The organism is Saccharopolyspora sp. SCSIO 74807, from assembly GCF_037023755.1.
Lineage (GTDB): Bacteria > Actinomycetota > Actinomycetes > Mycobacteriales > Pseudonocardiaceae > Saccharopolyspora_C > Saccharopolyspora_C galaxeae.
Map to the genome: position 1 here is coordinate 1986535 of NZ_CP146100.1, position 19313 is coordinate 2005847.

17 protein-coding genes are annotated in these 19313 nt (G+C 69.7%); 8 read left to right on the forward strand and 9 right to left on the reverse strand.

Annotated features, from left to right (window positions below; translation table 11 throughout):
• Window positions 1–896 precede the first annotated feature (896 nt).
• Window positions 897–1355, forward strand: a complete 459-nt coding sequence (locus V1457_RS08940) for a hypothetical protein (protein ID WP_338602358.1) — start codon at window positions 897–899, stop codon at window positions 1353–1355.
• A 28-nt stretch (window positions 1356–1383) separates the two neighbouring features.
• Here V1457_RS08940 and V1457_RS08945 read toward each other — a convergent pair whose 3' ends face one another.
• Complete coding sequence (locus V1457_RS08945; RefSeq protein WP_338602361.1) at window positions 1384–2373, reverse strand: alpha/beta fold hydrolase; 990 nt, start codon at window positions 2371–2373, stop codon at window positions 1384–1386.
• Window positions 2374–2493: 120 nt separating this feature from the next.
• On the reverse strand, window positions 2494–3141 hold the full coding sequence (locus V1457_RS08950; RefSeq protein WP_338602364.1) for a Crp/Fnr family transcriptional regulator: 648 nt from the start codon (window positions 3139–3141) through the stop codon (window positions 2494–2496).
• 298 nt (window positions 3142–3439) lie between these two features.
• On the opposite strand from V1457_RS08950, the gene V1457_RS08955 reads away from it, so the two are divergent.
• Window positions 3440–4078, forward strand: coding sequence for a hypothetical protein (locus V1457_RS08955; protein WP_295139146.1), 639 nt, complete (start codon window positions 3440–3442; stop codon window positions 4076–4078).
• 5 nt (window positions 4079–4083) lie between these two features.
• Here V1457_RS08955 and V1457_RS08960 read toward each other — a convergent pair whose 3' ends face one another.
• Window positions 4084–4701, reverse strand: coding sequence for a YigZ family protein (locus V1457_RS08960; protein ID WP_200068844.1), 618 nt, complete (start codon window positions 4699–4701; stop codon window positions 4084–4086).
• Between the two features lie 184 nt (window positions 4702–4885).
• On the opposite strand from V1457_RS08960, the gene V1457_RS08965 reads away from it, so the two are divergent.
• On the forward strand, window positions 4886–5089 hold the full coding sequence (locus V1457_RS08965; protein WP_200068845.1) for a hypothetical protein: 204 nt from the start codon (window positions 4886–4888) through the stop codon (window positions 5087–5089).
• A 108-nt stretch (window positions 5090–5197) separates the two neighbouring features.
• Here the strand turns inward: V1457_RS08965 and V1457_RS08970 are convergent, their stop codons facing one another.
• On the reverse strand, window positions 5198–6319 hold the full coding sequence (locus V1457_RS08970; protein WP_338602371.1) for a 5-methyltetrahydropteroyltriglutamate--homocysteine S-methyltransferase: 1122 nt from the start codon (window positions 6317–6319) through the stop codon (window positions 5198–5200).
• Between the two features lie 187 nt (window positions 6320–6506).
• On the opposite strand from V1457_RS08970, the gene V1457_RS08975 reads away from it, so the two are divergent.
• Entirely contained in the window at window positions 6507–7640 is a 1134-nt protein-coding gene (locus tag V1457_RS08975; protein ID WP_233627023.1) for an FAD-dependent monooxygenase, read from the forward strand.
• Window positions 7641–7760: 120 nt separating this feature from the next.
• Here the strand turns inward: V1457_RS08975 and V1457_RS08980 are convergent, their stop codons facing one another.
• The 3 genes from V1457_RS08980 to ctaD all read right to left on the reverse strand — a co-directional run bounded on the left by V1457_RS08980 (window position 7761) and on the right by ctaD (window position 12063).
• Entirely contained in the window at window positions 7761–8591 is an 831-nt protein-coding gene (locus tag V1457_RS08980) for an aldo/keto reductase (protein WP_200068847.1), read from the reverse strand.
• A gap of 173 nt (window positions 8592–8764) precedes the next feature.
• On the reverse strand, window positions 8765–9988 hold the full coding sequence (locus V1457_RS08985; RefSeq protein ID WP_200068848.1) for an MFS transporter: 1224 nt from the start codon (window positions 9986–9988) through the stop codon (window positions 8765–8767).
• 377 nt (window positions 9989–10365) lie between these two features.
• Window positions 10366–12063, reverse strand: coding sequence for a cytochrome c oxidase subunit I (gene ctaD, locus V1457_RS08990; protein WP_200068849.1), 1698 nt, complete (start codon window positions 12061–12063; stop codon window positions 10366–10368).
• Between the two features lie 174 nt (window positions 12064–12237).
• Between ctaD and V1457_RS08995 the strand changes: the two genes are divergently transcribed.
• Window positions 12238–13041: a DUF427 domain-containing protein gene (locus tag V1457_RS08995; RefSeq protein ID WP_338602383.1), complete on the forward strand. Its 804-nt coding sequence runs from the start codon at window positions 12238–12240 to the stop codon at window positions 13039–13041.
• Window positions 13042–13191: 150 nt separating this feature from the next.
• Here the strand turns inward: V1457_RS08995 and V1457_RS09000 are convergent, their stop codons facing one another.
• Window positions 13192–13755, reverse strand: coding sequence for a TetR/AcrR family transcriptional regulator (locus V1457_RS09000; protein ID WP_200068851.1), 564 nt, complete (start codon window positions 13753–13755; stop codon window positions 13192–13194).
• A gap of 102 nt (window positions 13756–13857) precedes the next feature.
• Here V1457_RS09000 and V1457_RS09005 point away from each other — a divergent pair, with 102 nt between their 5' ends.
• The 3 genes from V1457_RS09005 to V1457_RS09015 are packed head-to-tail and all read left to right on the forward strand — an operon-like array spanning window position 13858 to window position 18630.
• Window positions 13858–15471, forward strand: a complete 1614-nt coding sequence (locus tag V1457_RS09005) for a carboxyl transferase domain-containing protein (protein ID WP_200068852.1) — start codon at window positions 13858–13860, stop codon at window positions 15469–15471.
• A gap of 11 nt (window positions 15472–15482) precedes the next feature.
• Window positions 15483–17474: a biotin carboxylase N-terminal domain-containing protein gene (locus V1457_RS09010; protein WP_338602389.1), complete on the forward strand. Its 1992-nt coding sequence runs from the start codon at window positions 15483–15485 to the stop codon at window positions 17472–17474.
• Window position 17475: 1 nt separating this feature from the next.
• Window positions 17476–18630 carry an acyl-CoA dehydrogenase family protein gene (locus tag V1457_RS09015; protein ID WP_200068853.1) on the forward strand — a complete coding sequence of 385 codons (1155 nt, stop codon included), beginning with the start codon at window positions 17476–17478 and terminating at the stop codon, window positions 18628–18630.
• 135 nt (window positions 18631–18765) lie between these two features.
• On the opposite strand, the gene V1457_RS09020 is transcribed toward V1457_RS09015, so the two are convergent.
• Window positions 18766–19242: a hypothetical protein gene (locus tag V1457_RS09020; protein WP_295144161.1), complete on the reverse strand. Its 477-nt coding sequence runs from the start codon at window positions 19240–19242 to the stop codon at window positions 18766–18768.
• Window positions 19243–19313: the final 71 nt, after the last annotated feature.

Sequence of the window (19313 nt, forward strand, 5' to 3'; positions counted from 1 at the left end):
AAGCGGCGCGTAGGCAAGGGGCCAAAGTGGTGGATATCAGTGACGCTGCCCTACCTTCGCTTGTTGCACGTTTTGCCGAGTATGATGGATTGCGGCACATTGACGGTCATTGGTACGCGTGGATCGTTAACCGCTGTGGAACGAGCTTGGAAGTTACCGCGGAGATGAACGCCGCCCGTAATGTCGTCAAGGTGGGCAGCGGGGTGCCATTGCAACCCAACCTCGGTCGACATGCGGTCGCGGAGTTCGAACGTTCGCATTGGCCGGCAAAGGTCATCGACGGTGAGCTGCCGTGTTTCGCTGTCGCCATTCAGCCCAGGTGGAGTGCAGAATTGTTCGGTGAGCCACGCACGTTAACCCCGCGCGGTGATCAGCTTTCCCTGGGGGTGGACCATGTATATTATCGCAGCCCCAAAAACGGCTCGCTCGCTTACCCGGCTCGAATTCTGTGGTACATGAGCGAAAATATTAAGATGACCGGGAAGGCTCGGTTTATCGGTACATCGCTCCTATACGCGGTCAATGTTGGAGACGCTGCGGAGATGCATACTGCCCTGCGGAATTACGGTGTCTTCAGGGTGGCGGACGTGCAAGGGGCCGCCGATCAGGACGGGCGGGTGCAAGTCTTGCGGTTCTCGAACACGGAACTGTTCACAAATCCGGTATGGCGCGCGGATTATGACACCTTCGGTCCGGCGATGGGTGGTCCCAGGAACTTCCTCTCCCCGGTGCGGGTCAGCCCTGCTCTCTTCGCGGAGATCTACCGCCGTGGGGTTCCGGGCGAGGCTGACGACCACCCGTAAAGGTGATATCCGAGATACTTTCCCCAAGTCGCTTCGCACTGCTGTGCTAATAGTCTAGGATCTCATGCTATGAGTGCCCCCACGATTTCCCCGGTGGAACCCACGTCGCGTCCGTTGCTGCTTTCGTTGCGGCCGCGGTTCGCCGAAGCGATACTGACCGGCTCCAAAACCGTCGAGCTGCGTCGTACCCGGGTCGCTGCCCCGATTGGCACCGAGCTAGTGCTTTACGCCAGTTCGCCGGTCATGTCCGTCGTGGGCGTTGCGACGCTGTTGGGCCGGGAATCCGGCACCCCCGATTCGATTTGGCGTAAGCACAAGCAGCACGCAGGCGTACGACGCCGGGAATACGACGAGTACTTCGCAGGGAGCGGCTTGGCCACTGCGCTGTCCATCGGCAAGGCTCAGGCGTTGGCGATTCCGTACACGTTGGCTTGGCTCCGTGACGAAGCCGCTTTCCAGCCACCGCAGAGCTACCGTTACCTGACCTCCGCGGACCCGATATCGCTGCGGAGGCTGGCCGAAATGGAGCCGAACCAAGCTGTGCCCGCGTAAGGGCGCAGGCCGGGGTGCATGTGTAGCTTCAGCCCTCTTCTCTGCTATTTCCGTTCACCGGCGGGCTCGGGACGCACGGCGGTTCTTCGGCGTCGGCCGGGTCGAGTGCGTTGAGCACGTACTGCTCGGCGCGGCGGTCGAACGAGATGCCCAAGTGGTCGGTGGCGTTGATCTCGCAACCGTCCTGCAGCAGGACGTTCGTGACGTTCGGGCCGTCGAGGAAGGCCGAGGTGTACGGGGTCACGATCTCGTCGTAGCGGGTTGCGACGACGGTGTAGTCGACACCGGGAACGGTGTCGCCGCCGGCGTTCAAGTCGGCCAGGAACGCGGAGTCGTGCATCTGGTCCCGCACCGAGTCACCGAGTCCGGCCTGCAGCAGTTCCGGCACGCCGGGCAGGTGCGCGAGCCCGTCCACGTCGGTGCCGTGGTTGGACGGCGCGAGACCCACCAAGTGCCGGACCTTGTCCGCGCCGCCGAGTTCCTTCAGGTAGTAGCGCGGCATCATGCCGCCCTGCGAGTGCCCGACGATGTCGACCTGATCGCTGCCGGTGGCGGCGCGGACCTCGTCGACGAACCCGGACAGTTCAGCGGCCGACTGCGGCACCGGCGCGGTGCCCCCGGTGGGGAAGGCGCCGGGCAGCCCGACGCCGAGTCCGGTGTCCTGCCCGTAGTTGAACGCGAAGACGCAGTAGCCCTCGTTGGCCAGCCGCGGTGCCAGCGAGAACCCGTTGTAGGTCATGTTCTCGACGGTGCCGTGCACCAGGACCACCGGCCGGGGGTGTTCCGCGGAGGGTTTGCAGGTGAAGTCGTTGGCACCGGCGGGATCGGACCCGGGCCGGGCGGTCGCGTTGGCCAGCGCGGCCACCCCGGAGTTGACCACCGGGAGTTCGTCGGCCGCCGGATCGGCAGCCGCTGGTTGGACGGCTGCCGGGATCGACGTGCCCGCGGTGGCCAGCGCCATCGCCGCCACCGCGGTCCCGAGGCTGCCGATCTTTCGCGGGCGAGTCAGGTTCGGCATTGAACCCACACCTCCTGAGCAACATCGCACAGATCAATGGATCAACCGATTCCGCGATTCGGCGGAGACGGTTTGGTGACTCAGGTCACTTGATCTGCCGAGTTCGGTGCGGGTGCGGGCTCAGCCCGAGTCGCCCAGCAGGCGGCGCAGTTCGTCCAGGTCCGTGACGATCACCTGCCGGTAGCGCCGCAGCACGATGCCCTGCTTCTCCAAGCCGTGCAGCACCTTCTCCACCGTGCGGCGCCGAACTCCGGACAGCGAAGCCAGATCGTCGTGGCTCAGCGGGGTGCCGAGCCGGTGGCTGCCGTCCCGGTCCAGGACTCCGTAGGTCTGCATGACCTCCAGCAGCACGCGCTGCACCCGGTCCGGCGCGCTGTGCTGCGCGTTGTCCACCCGGCGCCGGTTGGCCCAGCGCAGCCGCTCGTTGACCATCCTGGTGAGTTCGAAGGAAGCGTCCGCGTGCCGGTGCAGGAAGTCGTTGAAGTCCGCGGACTTGACCAGCTTCGTGCGTGCGCGCGTGCCCGCGGTGACCATCGCCGAGCGGGGGCGCTGCTCCATCGCGGCCATCTCGCCGACCAGGTCGCCGCCGAACCGCACGCCGAGCAGCGCGAACCCGCCGGCCGCCGAGACCGCCTGCACCTTCGCCGAACCGTGCAGCAGCAGGACGACGTGGGTGCTCTCGTCGCCCTGGCGCAGGATCGTCTCGCCCGCCTCGAAGATCTTCACCGTGCCCAGCCCGAGCAGCGCGTCCCGGGTCGGCGGGCGCAACCGCGCGAGCAGGCTGGCGTCCGGCCACTCGATGGCATCGGAGTTCGTTCGTTCGGCGATGACCCGATCCTCCCCAGCAGGCGGTGCCGCAACCGGCTCATGCTGTCGCCGGTTGATCGCTCTCGGTAACCGCTGACCGGGTGATCTTCGTCAGCGCAGGCGGAGCTCCGCGCGGTGGGTCGCTCGGCGGGCGCCGATGCTGCGCCCCTCCGATCAGCGGGGAATTTCCACGGCGAGATCCACTGAGTTGAGTGATCATGGTGCGGGAGGCGCAGGGCACCAGCCGGGGAGGTCGGACATGACCGAGGTCAACACGAGGACCAGAGCGAGGTTCGAGGCCGCATGGGCGCAGCGCGCCTCCGCGGACGTATTAGCGCTGCTGCTGACCGAACTGTTCTCCCCGTCGCTGATCGTGCTGGTGCTGCCGCTGGCAGTGGCCTGGAGCGCGACGCACGAGCCGTGGGCGACCCTGGGCTGGGGCCTGTTCGTGTCGCTGACCAGCAGCGTGCTGCCGATGTCGGGGATCGTCGCCGGCTCCCGGCTCGGCTGGTGGGACGGGCACCACGTGCGCAACCGGGAAGGCAGGCTGATCCCGTTCGCGCTGCTGATCGTGCTGAGCTCGCTCGGCCTCGGAGTGCTGCTGCGGACGGGCGCACCGCACCTGATGGTCGCGCTGGACGTCGCGATGCTCACCGCGCTGCTGGCGATCGCGCTGATCACGGTGTGGTGGAAGGTTTCGGTGCACACCGCGGTCGCAGCCGGTGCGGTGGCGATCCTGGCGGTCGTCTACTCCGGCTGGTTGCTGGTGCTGTGGCTGCTGGTGGTGGCCATCGGGTGGTCGCGGGTGCGGCTGGGCGAGCACACCGCGGCTCAGGTCGTGGTCGGTGCCCTGATGGGGATCGTCGCAGGCGGGGCGGGTTACCTGCTGGCGGTTTGAGCTGGTCAGATCGGGACTTCGGCGTAGCGGACCGCGCCGAGTTCGGCCTGTGCGGACCCGTTGGTGGCCTGCGCGAGCCACACCTCGAACGCTTCGACCTCGTCCACCGGCACGTGCAGCTCGAACCGCACCCGCGCCGCGTAGTCCACATCGGACACCGTGAATCCGGCCGCCCGCAGGTCGTTGTCCAGCCTTCCCGCCGCGGCGTGGTCAACAGTGGTGAAGACCACGCGCACCGGCCGCAGCTCGACCAGGCCCACCTGCTCCAGTGCCGCCGACACCGCTGAGCCGTAGGCGCGGACCAGCCCGCCCGCGCCGAGCAGCACTCCGCCGAAGTAGCGCGACACCACGGCGATCACGCCGGTGATCTCGTTGCGCCGCAACACTTCCAGCATCGGCGCACCCGCGGTGCCGGCCGGCTCGCCGTCGTCGTTGGACCGCTGGGTGCGGCCGTGGTCGAGCACCTGCGCCGAGCAGTGGTGCCGCGCCTCGTGGTGCAGCTTGCGCTGCTCGGCGACGAAGTCCTTGGCCTGCTGCTCGGTCTCCACCCGGGCGAGCACGCAGCGGAATCGGGAGCGCTTGATCACCAGCTCGTGCTCGCCGTCGGCGCGAATTCGGCGCATCGGCTCCCCTTCCCGATCGCAACGCTTCTACCTGCGACGATGGTGAGGTCAGTCACCTGAACAAGCCCGATTCGCCCGGCAGCGGGGGCGTCGCGGGGTCGCTACCGCAGGTCATCCCGTTCATCCTGGCGTCACCCGGACGCGATTTTCCGTTCCGCCTCACGGGGACGTAACGTCCTCGGTCATGGAGCAGTCATCGAGTCCGCTGGAGCCTGGCACCAGGGTGCGTGCCTCGTTCGGCCGGTTCCGCGATCAGGTCGGCACGGTGGTGGAGACCGCGTCAGGGCTTCCCGACGTCTTCGACGGCCCAGTGCTGTGGGTCCGGTTCGACGGCGAGGAGGAGCCGGGGCTGGTGGCGGGCCGGTTCCTCGAACCAGCCGCCGCCTGAGCGCCGGGACCGAGGGTGCGCGGCGGTGCGCCGCCGCGGGCACTGCTGCCATGCACGACGGAACCTCCTCACGGCGGTCCCGCGGCAGGACCGCCGCGCGGGCTCCGCTCAGCCCCAGACGTCCTGGGCGACCTGCACGACCAGCCGCAGCTTCGCGACCTCCTGCTCGTAGCTGAGCGCGTTGCCTTCCTTGGTGGAGGCGAAGCCGCACTGCGGTGACAGGCACAGCTGGTCCAGGTCGACGTAGCGGGACGCCTCTTCGATCCGGCGCTTGAGCTCGTCGGCCGACTCCAGCTCACCGCTTTTCGTGGTGACCAGCCCGAGCACCACCTGCTTGCCCTTCGGCACGAACCGCAGCGGGGCGAATCCGCCGGAGCGGGCGTCGTCGAACTCCAGGAAGAACCCGTCCACGTCGAGCTGGTTGAACAGCGACTCGGCCACGAACTCGTAGCCGCCCTCGGCCACCCAGGACGAGCGGTAGTTGCCGCGGCACATGTGCGTGGTCACCGACATCGACTTCGGGCGCTCGGCCAGCGAAGCGTTGATCAGCTCGATGGTCCGCAGGTGCTCGTGCTCGGCGTCGTCGCCGCGCGCGGCCAGTTGCTCGCGCTGCTTGGGGTCGTTGAGGTAGGCGAGGCTGGTGTCGTCCAGCTGCAGGTAGTGGCAGCCCATCCCGGCCAGCGCGTGCACCTCGGCGCGGTAGGCCGCGGCGAGGTCCGCGCGGAACTCGGCCAGGTCCGGGTACACCTCCGGATCGATCGCCGCCCGGCCGCCGCGGTACTGCACCATCCCCGGCGACGGGATGGTCAGCTTCGGCGTGGTCCTGGTCGTGCGGTCGGCCAGCGCGGTGAAGGCGTCGCCGAAGATCGGCTCGTCCAGCCCGAGCTTGCCGTCCACCCGCATCTCCGGGGTGGCGAACTCGATGTCGCCCGCGGCGTTGTGGAACTGCACGGTCAGCGACGAGTCCTGCACCTGGGAGATCCCGCGCAGCTGGTACAGGAAGTCCATGTGCCAGGAGCTGCGGCGGAACTCGCCGTCGGTGGCGCTGGACAGGCCCACCTCTTCCTGCATCGCGACCACGTCGGTGACCGCTTCGTCCTCGGCCTGCCGCAGCCCGGCGGTGTCCAGGCGACCGGCCGCGAACTCGTCGCGGGCCTCCAGCAAGCGGGGCGGGCGGAGCAGGCTGCCGACGTGGTCGGCGCGGAACGGCGGTGCGACGCGAGGGGTCATGGCCCGGCAAGATACTGCCCGCCGCGAGGCCGTGCGGAGCCCGCTTGCCACTGGGCGGATGATCCCAGCGCAACCGGCCCGCAGGGAGGCATTCGTCACCATATGTGAGTAACGACAACCGGGATACTCCGGACGGGTGGCTAAAATATCGCCACGGCAGACCAGCTTCGCGGGACGGATGGAGACCATGCGCGTTCTCGTCATCGGCGCCGGGATCGGTGGCCTCGCCGCGGCCAAAGGACTGCTCGAGGCCGGTCACGACGTGGAGGTCTTCGAGCACGCGGAGGCGCTGCGGGACGGCGGCGCGGCGGTGACGGTGTGGAGCAACGGAACCGCGGCGCTCGGCCAGCTCGGTGTGTCGCTGGCCGACGTGGGCAGGCCGCTGCACAGCCTCCGCTCGATCACCGATTCCGGGCGGCTGCTGTGGGAAGCCGACCTCGCCGACGTCACCGAACGCCTCGGCTCCCCCACCATCGAAACCCCGCGCAGGCTGCTCACCGGCAAGCTCGCGGCCGCGCTGCCCACGCACGTGCTGCACTTCGGCCGCCGCTGCACCGGCGTCGCGGAGACCGCGGACCGGGTCGTCGCGCGCTTCGCCGACGGCACCAGCGCCGAAGGAGACGTGCTGATCGGCGCGGACGGGCAGCGCTCGGTGGTGCGCAACCAGGTGCTCGGCGGGCGGCCCGCGCGGATGACCGGCTGGGCGAGCTGGCAAGGACTCACCCGCAGCGACCTGCCCATGGCGCAGGGGAACCAGACCGTGAACATCGCGGGGCGGGTCGCGCACTGCGGATTCATCCCGGCAGGCGGCGGCCTGCTGCACTGGTGGTTCGACCTGCCGTGGCAGGACGGCGAGCCGATCGGATCGGTCCGCGAGCTGCGCCGGGCGTTCGCCGGCTGGCCGGATCCGGTTTGGCCGCTGCTGGAGGAGATCGGCCCGGAGGACGTGGGCTTCTTCCCGCACATCCGGCACAAGGTTCCGCGGATCTGGGGCGGGCCGCGCACCACGCTGATCGGTGACGCCGTGCACGCGATGCCGCCCGCGGTGGCGCAGGCGGCGAACCAGACGCTGGAGGACGCCTGGCTGCTGTCGCACCTGCTCGGGGCCGTCGAGCGGCATCCGGAGGAGGCGCTGCGCAGCTACGAGTGCGAACGCAGGTCACGCGTGCTGAAGGTGTCGCGCACCGCCGCGCTCACCTCGGCGCAGCGCAGCACGCCGCTGCAGCGGCTCGGCCGGATGCCGAAGTCGATCGCCACCCGAAGCCAGGTCGCGTCGCTGCGCTCCGGCAGCACCGTCCTGCGCCCCCTGCCCGCCACCTGAAGCCGGAACACGCCCGCACTCCGAATCGGTGCTGCGCCCGGAGCCCGGCCGCGAAAAGGCCCGCCCGGCGGGTGCCGAGCGGGCCTTGGCGTCGCTTCGATCAGCGATGAGTGGTGTCGATCACGCGCCGAAGACGTCCGGGTCCGGGCCGACGCGCTTGCCGGTCTCCAGCCCTGCCAGCACCGTCATGTCGTCGTCGGCGAGCTCGAAGTCGAAGACCTCGATGTTCTGCCGGATCCGCGCGGGCGTCGCCGACTTCGGGATCGCGACGTTGCCCAGCTGCACGTGCCAGCGCAGCACGATCTGCGCAGCGGACTTGCCGTACTTCTCGGCGAGCGAGACCAGCGTGGAGTCCTCCAGCAGGCCCTTGCCCTGCCCGATCGGGCTCCACGCCTCGGTGACGATGCCGTGCTCGCGGTGGAACGCGCGCAGGTCGCTCTGCTGCAGGTTCGGGTGCAGCTCGATCTGGTTCAGCGCGGGCGTGATCTCGGTTTCCTCGAACAGCCGGCGCAGGTGCGGGATCTGGAAGTTGGACACGCCGATGGACTTGACCCGGCCGTCGGCGTGCAGCTTCTCGAACGCCTTCCAGGTCTCGACGTACTTGTCCTGACCTGCGGCGGGCCAGTGGATCAAGTACAGGTCCACGTAGTCGAGGCCGAGCTTGGTGATGCTCTCGTCGAACGCCTTCAGCGTCTCGTCGTAGCCCTGCCGGTCGTTCCACAGCTTGGTGGTGACGAACAGGTCCGAGCGCCGGACCCCCGATTCGGCGATCGCCTTGCCGACCCCTTCTTCGTTGCCGTACGCGGCAGCGGTGTCAATGCTGCGGTACCCGGCCTCGATCGCCGCCTGCACCGGCTCGATCACCTCGTCCGGCGGCACCTGGAAAACGCCGAAGCCGATCTGCGGGATCTCTGCGCCGGTGTTGAGCGTGAGGTTCGGAACCTGGGTCATCTACTCGTACCTTTCGGGTCGAACGTTGTCGTGGCCCGCACCGTCGGCGCGTCGTGCGGGGGAGCCGCCCCGTGCAACCAGCTGCGCGGGGCGCGGATTCCCGCCGGGGCGCGTTCCATCACAGCACGCCGCCGGACGGCGAGCTATCCGCACCTGCCGGTCCCGCGCCGAGCTCAGCTCGCGTGCGGCGCCTCGGCCTGCGCGGCGGAACCCTGCTGCTCCGCGCGGTGCGAGGCGACGAGTTCGCCCGCCTTCGGTCCGCGGTCCAGCCAGCCCGACAGCCCAGCGAACCCGAGCCCGACCAGGGCCAGCAGCGCACCCACCCAGCTCGGCGCGGTCAGCCCGAAGCCGCCCGCGATGACCAGCCCGCCGAGGTAGGCACCCAGCGAGTTGGCGATGTTGAACGTGGACTGGATGCTGGCCGAGCCCAGCGCCGGGGCCTCCTTGGCCTTGTCCAGGATCCGCGCCTGGATGCTGGGGATCGCGGCGAATCCGGCCAGCCCGACCAGGAACACGTTGATCGCGGCCAGCGTCATGCTGTGCGCGGTGAACAGGAACCCGGTCAGCGCCAGCGCCAGCGCGGCGAGGAACGCGTAGAGCGTGCGCATCGGCGCCCGGTCCGCCAGCCGCCCGCCGATCATGGTGCCGACGGTCATGCCGACGCCGAACAGCGCCAGCAGCGCGGTCGCCATCGCCGGGGTGTAGCCGGTGACGTCGGTCAGCAGCGGCTTGATGTAGCTGTAGAACGAGAACGTCGCGGCGAAGCCGAACACCACCACCGCGAACGCCAGCCACACCTGCGGGCGCTTGAACGCGACGAGCTCGCCGCGCAGGCTCACGTCGGTCGGCTTCGGCTGTTGCGGCACCAGCGCGGCCACGGCGGCCAGCGCCACCACGCCGATCACCGCCACCACGCCGAACGTGAAGCGCCACCCGAAGTTCTGGCCGAGCAGCGTGCCCAGCGGGACACCGACGATGTTGGCCACGGTGAGCCCGATGAACATCATCGAGATGGCTTGCGCGCGCTTGTCGCGGGCCACGAGTCCCGCGGCCACGACGGCGCCCACGCCGAAGAAGGTGCCGTGCGGCAGTCCGGCGACGAACCGCGCCGCCAGCAGCGTGCCGTGCGTCGGGGCTAGCGCCGAGGCCAGGTTCCCCAGCGTGAACAGCCCCATCATGCTGATCAGGATGGTCTTGCGCCGGACGCGCATCCCGGCGGCGGTCAGCAGCGGTGCGCCGACGACGACGCCCAGCGCGTACAGCGAGATGTAGCCGCTGGCGTCGGACAGCGACACGTGGAAGTTCGAGGCCACTTCGGGCAGCAGCCCCATCATCACGAACTCGGTGGTGCCGATGCCGAATGCGGCGATGGCCAGAGCCAGCAGGGCAATGGGCAAGGCGGTCTCCTGTGCGAGCGTGCCGGACCAGGGTCAATGCCGCGACCGAACCGATTCGACAGCGGCACGTGCAGGCGCCGCCGGCTTTTCCGGCGGTGCGTGCTCAATGGATTCAGGAAGACCGGCCGACGCTGGCCGCTCCCGACGCGCACAACACTAGCCAGTGCGACTGATGTTCCCGAGGAGGATATGAAGCGGGCCACTGCGGCACCCGAGCCTTCTCACCCGTTCGGCGGCGTCGTCCGGTGCGTCGTGCGCCCCTGCCCCTGCGTTACCGGTTGCGAAACGATTTGTGCGAGGTCGGACGCTCGCCGCGAAGCCGTTGTGCACAGCGCCCACCGTGATCACGGCCGAGTTCGCGGGCGCTGAGCCCCGGATCATTCGGAGCCGGCTCTGCGCCCGACGTGCGCCTCTTCCTCCAACCGCCGCGCCATGTGCGGGTAGTGCAGCTCGAACGCCGGCCGGATCGAGCGGATGCGGGGCAGTTCGGTGAAGTTGTGCCGCGGCGGCGGGGACGAAGTGGCCCACTCCAGCGAGTTGCCGTGCCCCCAGGGGTCGTCCACGGTCACCGGGGTGCCGAACCGGGCGCTGACGAACACGTTCCACAGGAACGGCAGCATCGAAGCGCCCAGGATGAACGCCCCGACCGTCGAGGCCACGTTCATCCCGGTGAACCCGTCCGATGGCAGGTAGTCCGCGTAGCGGCGCGGCATCCCGGCGTTGCCGAGCCAGTGCTGCACCAGGAACGTGGTGTGGAAGCCGATGAAGGTGAGCCAGAAGTGCAGCTTGCCCAGCCGCTCGTCCATCATCCGGCCGGTCATCTTCGGGAACCAGAAGTACATCCCGGCGAACACCGCGAAGACGATCGTGCCGAACAGCACGTAGTGGAAGTGCGCCACCACGAAGTACGTGTCGTGCACGTGGAAGTCCACGCCCGGCTCGGCCAGCAGCACCCCCGTCAGCCCGCCGAGCAGGAACGTGACCAGAAAGCCGACCGAGAACAGCATCGGCGTCTCGAAGGTGATGTGCCCACGCCACATGGTGCCGATCCAGTTGAAGAACTTCACCCCCGTCGGCACCGCGATCAGGAACGTGGTGAACGAGAAGAACGGAAGCAGCACCGCGCCGGTGGCGAACATGTGGTGCGCCCAGACCACCGCCGAGAGCCCGCCGATCAGCAGCGTCGCGAAGACCAGGCCGGTGTAGCCGAACAGCGGTTTGCGGCTGAACACCGGGATGATCTCGGTGATGATGCCGAAGAACGGCAGCGCCACGATGTAGACCTCGGGGTGCCCGAAGAACCAGAACAGGTGCTGCCAGAGGATCACCCCGCCGTTGGCCGGGTCGAACACGTGCGCTCCGAGGTGCCGGTCGGCCAGCAGCCCCATCAGCGCCGCGGTCAGGATCGGGAAGGCGATCAGGATCAGGATGCTGGTCACCAGGATGTTCCAGGTGAAGATCGGCATCCGCCACATCGTCATGCCGGGTGCGCGCATGCACACGATCGTCGTGATCATGTTGACCCCGCCGAGAATGGTGCCGAGCCCGCTGACCACCAGCCCGGTGATCCAGATGTCGCCGCCGAACCCGGCGCTGAACATCGACCGGGACAGCGGCGTGTACCCGGTCCAGCCGAAGTCGGCCGCGCCACCGGGGAAGACGAACCCGCTGAGCACCATCAGCCCGCCGAACAGGAACAACCAGTAGGACAGCGCGTTGAGCCGCGGGAACGCCACGTCCGGCGCACCGATCTGCAGCGGCAGGATCACGTTGGCGAACCCGAACACGATCGGCGTCGCGAACAGCAGCAGCATGATCGTGCCGTGCATGGTGAACAGCTGGTTGTACTGCTCGGTGGACAGGAACTGCAGGCCCGGCTGCGCCAGCTCGCCGCGGATCAGCAGCGCCATCAGGCCACCCGCGACGAAATATCCGAAGGCCGTGGCGAGGTAGAGCTTGCCGATCACCTTCGGGTCCGTGCTGTGCGCCCAGGAAACGACCTTGGAACTCTTCGACGGCCGGGGCGTGGTGGAAGCGCGGGTCGGTTCCGGGACGGGTCGTTGCACGGTGGCCATGCCAGCTCCTGCGGCTCGGCGACGTGTTGTCCGCTGCTCGGGCGGTTCGGCCAGTCTTGACCCGGTCGTGGGCGCCTGCAATCCGGTGCGGCGCTTGATCCGTGAGCGGTGGAAGGCTGCTGCTCGCCAGGGCGTTGCCCAGGTACGGCATCACGGCTGACATCGGAGGGAACCATGGCGCTCACGCTCGGCGGCGGCCCGCTGACCACCCGGCCGCCGGAGACGGTGAACTACCGCATCGACGGCCCGCCGCACCGGTTGTTCTGGCACGACTTCCCGCGCCGCGTGCGGGCGCTGTTCGGCGGGCAGGTGGTCCTCGACAGCACCGGCGCGAAGCTGCTGCACGAGAGCAACCTGCTCCCGCAGCTCTACGTCCCGGAGCGGGACCTGCGCACGGACCTGCTCGAACCCACCGCGCACAGCACGCACTGCCCGTTCAAGGGCGACGCCGCCTACCTCTCCGTGCGGGTCGGTGATCGCATCGCGGAGAACGCGGTGTGGACCTACCCGCAGCCCACCGAGGACGCGACCTGGCTGGACGGCTACGCCGCCGTCTACTGGGCTGCGATGGACGCCTGGTTCGACGAGGACGAAGAGGTCTTCGGCCACATCCGCGACCCGTACCACCGGGTCGACGTGCGCAGCACCGGACGGCACGTGCGGGTGCTGGCCGGGGATGTCGTGGTGGCCGAGAGCAGGCGCGCGAAGCTGCTGTCCGAGACCGGTCTGCCGAACCGCTACTACCTGCCGCCCGAGGACGTGCGCACCGACCTGTTCGGGCCGAGCGCGACGCACACGGTGTGCCCGTACAAGGGCACCGCGTCCTACCGCTCGCTGCACACGGATGACCGGCTCATCCCGGACGCGGCCTGGTCCTACCCGGAACCGTTGGACGGTGCCCGCGCGATCGCCGGGTACCTGTGCCTGCACGCGGACGGGTTGACCACCGAAGTCGACGGCGTGCCGCTGGCCGGGTAGCTCGCCGGAGTTCGGGTAACTCACCGGGACTCGGGTAGCTCGCCGGAACCCCAGTGGCTCGCCAGCACCGGGTAGCTCACTGGGTCTGGGTGGCTCCCCGGAACCCGGGTAGCTCGCCGGAATCCGGGCAGCGCGCCGTGTTCCGGCGGCTCAGCCTTCCAGCGCGGCCAGTGCCATGCGGTGCAGCAGCGCGCCCATCGCGGCGGTGTCCAGGTGCGCGCTGTACGGCGTCGAGTTGATCAGCCCGAGCACCGCGTGCGCGGCCGCCCGCGCCGTCGGCACGTCCAGGTCCGGCCGCGCCCGGCGCAGCACCTCCACCCAGACCTCCACGTACGAGCGCTGCACCTCGCGCACCCGGTGGTGATCGGTTTCCGCGAGGCTGTCCAGGTCGCGCATGTGCACGCTGATCAGCGCGGGGTTGGTGAGGGCGAACTCGACGTGCCAGCGCACCAGCTCCTCCAGCGCCGCCCGCGGTTCGCCGGTCGTGTCCGCGCGGCTGCGGCCGCCGTCGAGCAGCCGGTCGCTGATGCCGGTGAGCATCTCCGCGAGCATCGCGTCCTTGCTGCGGAAGTGCCGGTACAGCGCGGGACCGGAGATGCCGACGGCCCGGCCGATGTCGTCGATGCCCACGCCGTGGAAGCCGTAGCGGGCGAATAGCTCCGCCGCAGCGTCGAGCAGTTGCTCGCGGCGGGTCGGACGTGCGGTGCCGGTCATCGGAACCGATACTAGACGCATCGGTTAGCGCTCGTTAACATCGGCCATGTTAACGATGACTAACCGATCCCCATCGGCACCGCGCGAGCGGAAGGTTCGCCCGTGGACGCACCCATTCTGAGCAGCGCACTCGACCCGGCCGCCGAACCCGCCGCGCGGTTCGCCGCCGAGCACGAGGCGCTGGTCGACGACCTCAACGCCGAGCTCGCCCGCGCCCGGCTCGGCGGTCCGGAGAAGTCCCGCGCCCGGCACACCGAGCGCGGCAAGCTGCTGCCGCGCGACCGGGTGGACGCGCTGCTGGACCGGGGCTCGCCGTTCCTGGAGCTCGCGCCGATGGCCGCGCACGGCCTCTACGACGACGAAGCGCCCTCGGCCGGGATCATCACCGGCATCGGACGGGTCTCCGGGCGCGAGTGCGTGATCGTCGCCAACGACGCCACCGTCAAGGGCGGCACCTACTACCCGATGACGGTCAAGAAGCACCTGCGCGCGCAAGAGGTCGCGCTGCACAACAACCTGCCGTGCCTGTACCTGGTGGACTCCGGCGGCGCGTTCCTGCCGCGGCAGGACGAGGTTTTCCCGGACCGCGAGCACTTCGGGCGGATCTTCTTCAACCAGGCCACGATGTCGGCCCGCGGCATCCCGCAGATCGCCGCGGTGCTCGGCTCCTGCACCGCCGGTGGCGCCTACGTCCCCGCGATGAGCGATGAGGCGGTGATCGTGCGCGCGCAGGGCACGATCTTCCTTGGCGGTCCGCCGCTGGTGAAGGCCGCAACCGGCGCGGAGGTCACCGCCGAGGAGCTCGGCGGCGGTGAGCTGCATTCGCGCACTTCCGGGGTGACCGACCACCTCGCGGCCGACGACGCCGACGCGCTGCGCATCGTGCGCTCCATCGTCAGCACGCTCGGCCCGCGCGAGCCGCGGCCGTGGGACGTCCTGCCGATCGAGGAACCCGTCGTGCCACCGGAAGATCTGTACGCGGCGGTGCCCACCGACAGCAGAACTCCTTACGACGTGCACGAGGTCATCGCGCGGATCGTGGACGGGAGCCGGTTCCAGGAGTTCAAGCGCGACTACGGCAGCACGCTGGTCACCGGATTCGCCCGGCTGCACGGGCATCCGGTGGGAATCGTGGCCAACAACGGCATCCTGTTCGGCGAGTCCGCGCTCAAGGGCGCGCACTTCATCGAGCTCTGCGACAAGCGCTCGATCCCGTTGGTGTTCCTGCAGAACATCTCCGGGTTCATGGTCGGCAAGGACTACGAGGCGAGCGGGATCGCCAAGCACGGCGCGAAGATGGTCACCGCCGTGGCCTGCGCGCGGGTCCCGAAGTTCACCGTGGTCATCGGCGGTTCGTTCGGCGCCGGGAACTACTCGATGTGCGGGCGGGCGTATTCGCCGCGGTTCCTGTGGATGTGGCCGAACGCGCGGATCTCCGTGATGGGCGGCGAGCAGGCCGCCTCGGTGCTCTCGACCGTGCGCCGCGACCAGAAGGAGTCCCGCGGCGAGGACTGGCCCGCCGAGGCCGAGGAGGAGTTCAAGCGCCCGGTCCGCGAGCAGTACGAGCAGCAGGGGCATCCGTACTACTCGACGGCTCGGTTGTGGGACGACGGCGTGATCGACCCGAAGCAGACCCGCACGGTGCTCGGCCTGGCGCTGTCGGCTGCGGGCAACGCGCCGCTGGAGCAGGTCGGCTACGGCGTCTTCCGGATGTGAGGTGAGGTGCTGTGACGGGATCCATCGGCGCGGTGCTGGTGGCGAACCGGGGCGAGATCGCGGTCCGGGTGATCCGGACGCTGCGGCGGATGGGCGTCCGCGCCATCGCGGTGCACACCGATGCCGACCGCGGCGCGCGGCACGTGGCCGAGGCCGACACCTCCGTCCACATCGGAGCGAATCGGAGCTACCTCGACGCCGCCAGGGTGCTCGAAGCCGCCGAGCGGACCGGTGCGCAGGCCGTGCACCCCGGTTACGGCTTCCTGTCCGAGAACGCGGAGTTCGCCCGCGCCTGCGAAGACGCGGGCCTGGCCTTCATCGGACCGTCAGCGAGCGCGATCGAAGCGATGGGCGACAAGATCCGCGCCAAGGCCACCGTGACCGCGGCCGGAGTCCCGGTGGTGCCCGGCCGCAGCGATCCCGGCATGACCGACGCGGACCTCGTCGAAGCAGCCCGCGAAGTGGGGTATCCGGTGCTGCTCAAGCCGTCCGCAGGTGGCGGTGGCAAGGGGATGCGGCTGGTCGAGTCCCCGGAGCGGCTGCCCGAGCAGATCACCTCCGCGCGCCGCGAGGCCGCCGCCGCGTTCGGCGACGACACGCTGTTCGCGGAGCGCTTCGTGGCCCGCCCGCGGCACGTCGAGGTGCAGGTCCTCGCTGATTCCCGCGGCGGCGCTGTCCACCTCGGCGAGCGCGAGTGCAGCTTGCAGCGCCGCCACCAGAAGATCATCGAGGAGGCGCCGTCCGCGCTGCTGGACGCCTCGACGCGGGAGCGCATCGGTGCCGCGGCGGTCGCCGTCGCCCGCTCGGTGGGCTACGCCGGGGCGGGAACGGTGGAGTTCATCGTCTCCGCGGACCGGCCGGACGAGTTCTTCTTCATGGAGATGAACACCCGGCTGCAGGTCGAGCACCCGGTGACCGAGCTGGTCACCGCCGTCGGCGAACAGCGCGGCGTCGACCTGGTCGAGCAGCAGGTCCGCGTCGCGGCCGGGGAGGCGCTGCCCTTCGCGCAGGAGGACCTGCGCCTCGACGGGCACGCCGTGGAGGCCCGCGTCTACGCGGAAGATCCCACCCGCGGCTTCCTGCCCACCGGCGGCCGAGTGCTCGCGGTGCACGAACCCGCCGGTGTGCGGGTGGATTCCGGGATCTCGCAGGGCACGGTCGTCGGCTCGGACTACGACCCGATGCTGGCGAAGGTCGTCGCATGGGGCCCGGCGCGCGCGGACGCGGTGCGCAAGCTGGACGCCGCGCTGGCCGAAACGGCGGTGCTGGGCCTGACCACGAACATCGCGTTCCTGCGCAACCTGCTCGGCCATCCCGACGTGCTGGCCGGGCGGCTGGACACCGGGCTGGTCGAGCGGGAGTCCGAAGCGCTCACCACCGATCCGATGCCGCCGGAAGTGCCGGTCGCGGCGGCGCTGTTCGACCTCGCCGCGGCCGAACCGGGCGGTCCGGTGGTCGACCCGTGGGAGGTGCCGAGCGGTTGGCGGCTCGGCGAACCGGCGTGGAGCACGTGGCGCTTCGCGGCCGGCGAGGTGCGGGTGCGCGGGCGCGCCGCCGATGCGGAGGTCGCGACCGGCGAGGAGGGCGGCCCCGCGAGCGCGGTGCTCGACGGCGATCTGCTCACCCTCACCTATCGCCGCCGGACGCACCGCTTCCGCTGCGCACGCGACGGCGACACGACGTGGCTGGCGGCCGAGGGGCGGACCTGGGCGGTGCACGAGCACCGGCTGCTGGCAGGCCCCGATGAGGACGCGGGCGGCGCGGGCGGTGCGGTCACCAGCCCGATGCCCGGCACGGTGCTCAGCGCGGACGCCACCACCGGCGCAGAAGTCCACAAGGGACAGACGCTGTTCGTCGTCGAGGCGATGAAGATGGAGCACATCGTCACTTCTCCCGCCGACGGCACGATCACCGCCGTGAACGTCCGAAAAGGACAGTCGGTGGGCCTGGACGAGCCGCTGGCCGTCGTCACCGCGCATCCCGCTCACCACGAGGAGTCCTGAAATGATCGACCACCGGCTCAGCGAGGAGCACGAGGCACTGCGCGACTCCGTGCGGACCTTCGCCCGCAAGGAAGTCGCTCCGGTCATCGGCGACTACTACGAGCGCGCCGAATTCCCTTACCCGCTGGTGCGCACCATGGGCTCGATGGGGCTGTTCGGGCTGCCGGTCGAGGAGTCCTACGGCGGCATGGGCGGGGACTACTTCGCGCTGTGCCTGGCGCTGGAGGAATTGGCCAAAGTGGACTCCTCGCTGGCGATCACGCTGGAGGCCGGCGTTTCCCTCGGCATCATGCCGATCCGCCGCTTCGGCGACAGCGCGCAGCGCGGGCGCTGGCTGCCCGGCCTGTGCAGCGGGGAGGTGCTCGGCGCGTTCGGGCTGACCGAACCGGGCGGCGGCTCCGACGCGGGCGCCACCCGGACCACCGCCGCGCTGGACGGCGACGAGTGGGTCATCAACGGCTCCAAGTCGTTCATCACCAACTCCGGCACCGACCTGACCGCGTTCGTCACCGTCACCGCCGTCACCGGCCGGAAACCCGACGGTGGCAAGGAGATCTCCACCATCGTCGTGCCCTCCGGCACGCCAGGGTTCACCGTCGCGCCGAAGTACTCGAAGGTCGGCTGGAACGCATCGGACACCCACGAACTCGGCTTCGACGACTGCCGGGTGCCCGCCGCGAACCTGCTCGGCGAACGCGGCCGCGGCTACGCGCAGTTCCTGTCGATCCTCGCCGAGGGGCGGATCGCGATCGCCGCGCTGGGCACCGGGCTCGCGCAGGGCTGCGTCGACGAATGCGTGCGCTACGCCGCGGAACGCGAAGCCTTCGGCCAGCACATCGGCGAGTACCAGGCGATCCAGTTCAAGATCGCGGACATGGAGTTGCGCGCGCACACCGCGCGGCTGGCCTACTACGACGCGGCCTCGCGGATGCTGCGCGGCGAACCGTTCCGCAAGCAGGCCGCGCTGGCCAAGCTGACCTCGTCGAACGCGGCGATGGACAACGCGCGGGAGGCCACCCAGATCTTCGGCGGCTACGGGTTCATGAACGAGACGCCGGTCGGTCGGTTCTACCGCGACGCGAAGATCCTGGAGATCGGTGAAGGCACCAGCGAGGTGCAGCGGATGCTGATCTCCCGGGAGCTCGGCGTCGGCTGAGGCGCGGAAGAGCTGCCGGTGAAGGCGGTCGGGGGGCGCCTTCACCGGCAGCAGGATCCGGGGTTTCGGGGGGAAGTTCGGGGAAAGCGTGCTGCGGTTTCAGATGGGGGTTCGGGGGTCGGATCGGGCGGGGGGTCAGCGCAGCGGACCGCGCGGAATGGTGATCTCGGTGTCGGTCTCCGCGGCCGGGAAACCGTAGTGCGCCGCGGGATCGCCGCCGAACCGGCGGGTGTCCTCCTGCTGCGGCCAAGCGGGCGTGCCGTCCGGGGTGTGGTGCGTCCGCATCGGTTCCGGGTCGGCCGGTGCCGGGCTGGGCGAGTCCGACAGGTGCTGCATCACCCAGTCCCTGGCCAGCGCCGCTGGCGAGGTGCCGCGCCGGGCCGCGATCTCCTTGAGCTGCTCGTTGGCCATCAGCGGCAGCCGCAGCTGGTAGACCTGCGAGCCGCCGAACCGCTGACCCGTGCCGGTGGTCTCGTTGCTGCTGTCCTCCTCCGGCGCGAGGGCTGCGAGGTAGGAGTCCATTTCGTGATCCGGTTCCTCGGGCTGCTGGTTCGCGGGCCTGCCGCGTTGTTCCTGCTGCCGTAGTCCGGCCTTGATTCGTCCTAGAGCCACGCCGGACACGATAACGGTTCTATTGCGAACGACCGAGCCTTGTGTGGTCACTCACCGCCCGCGTGTCGGCC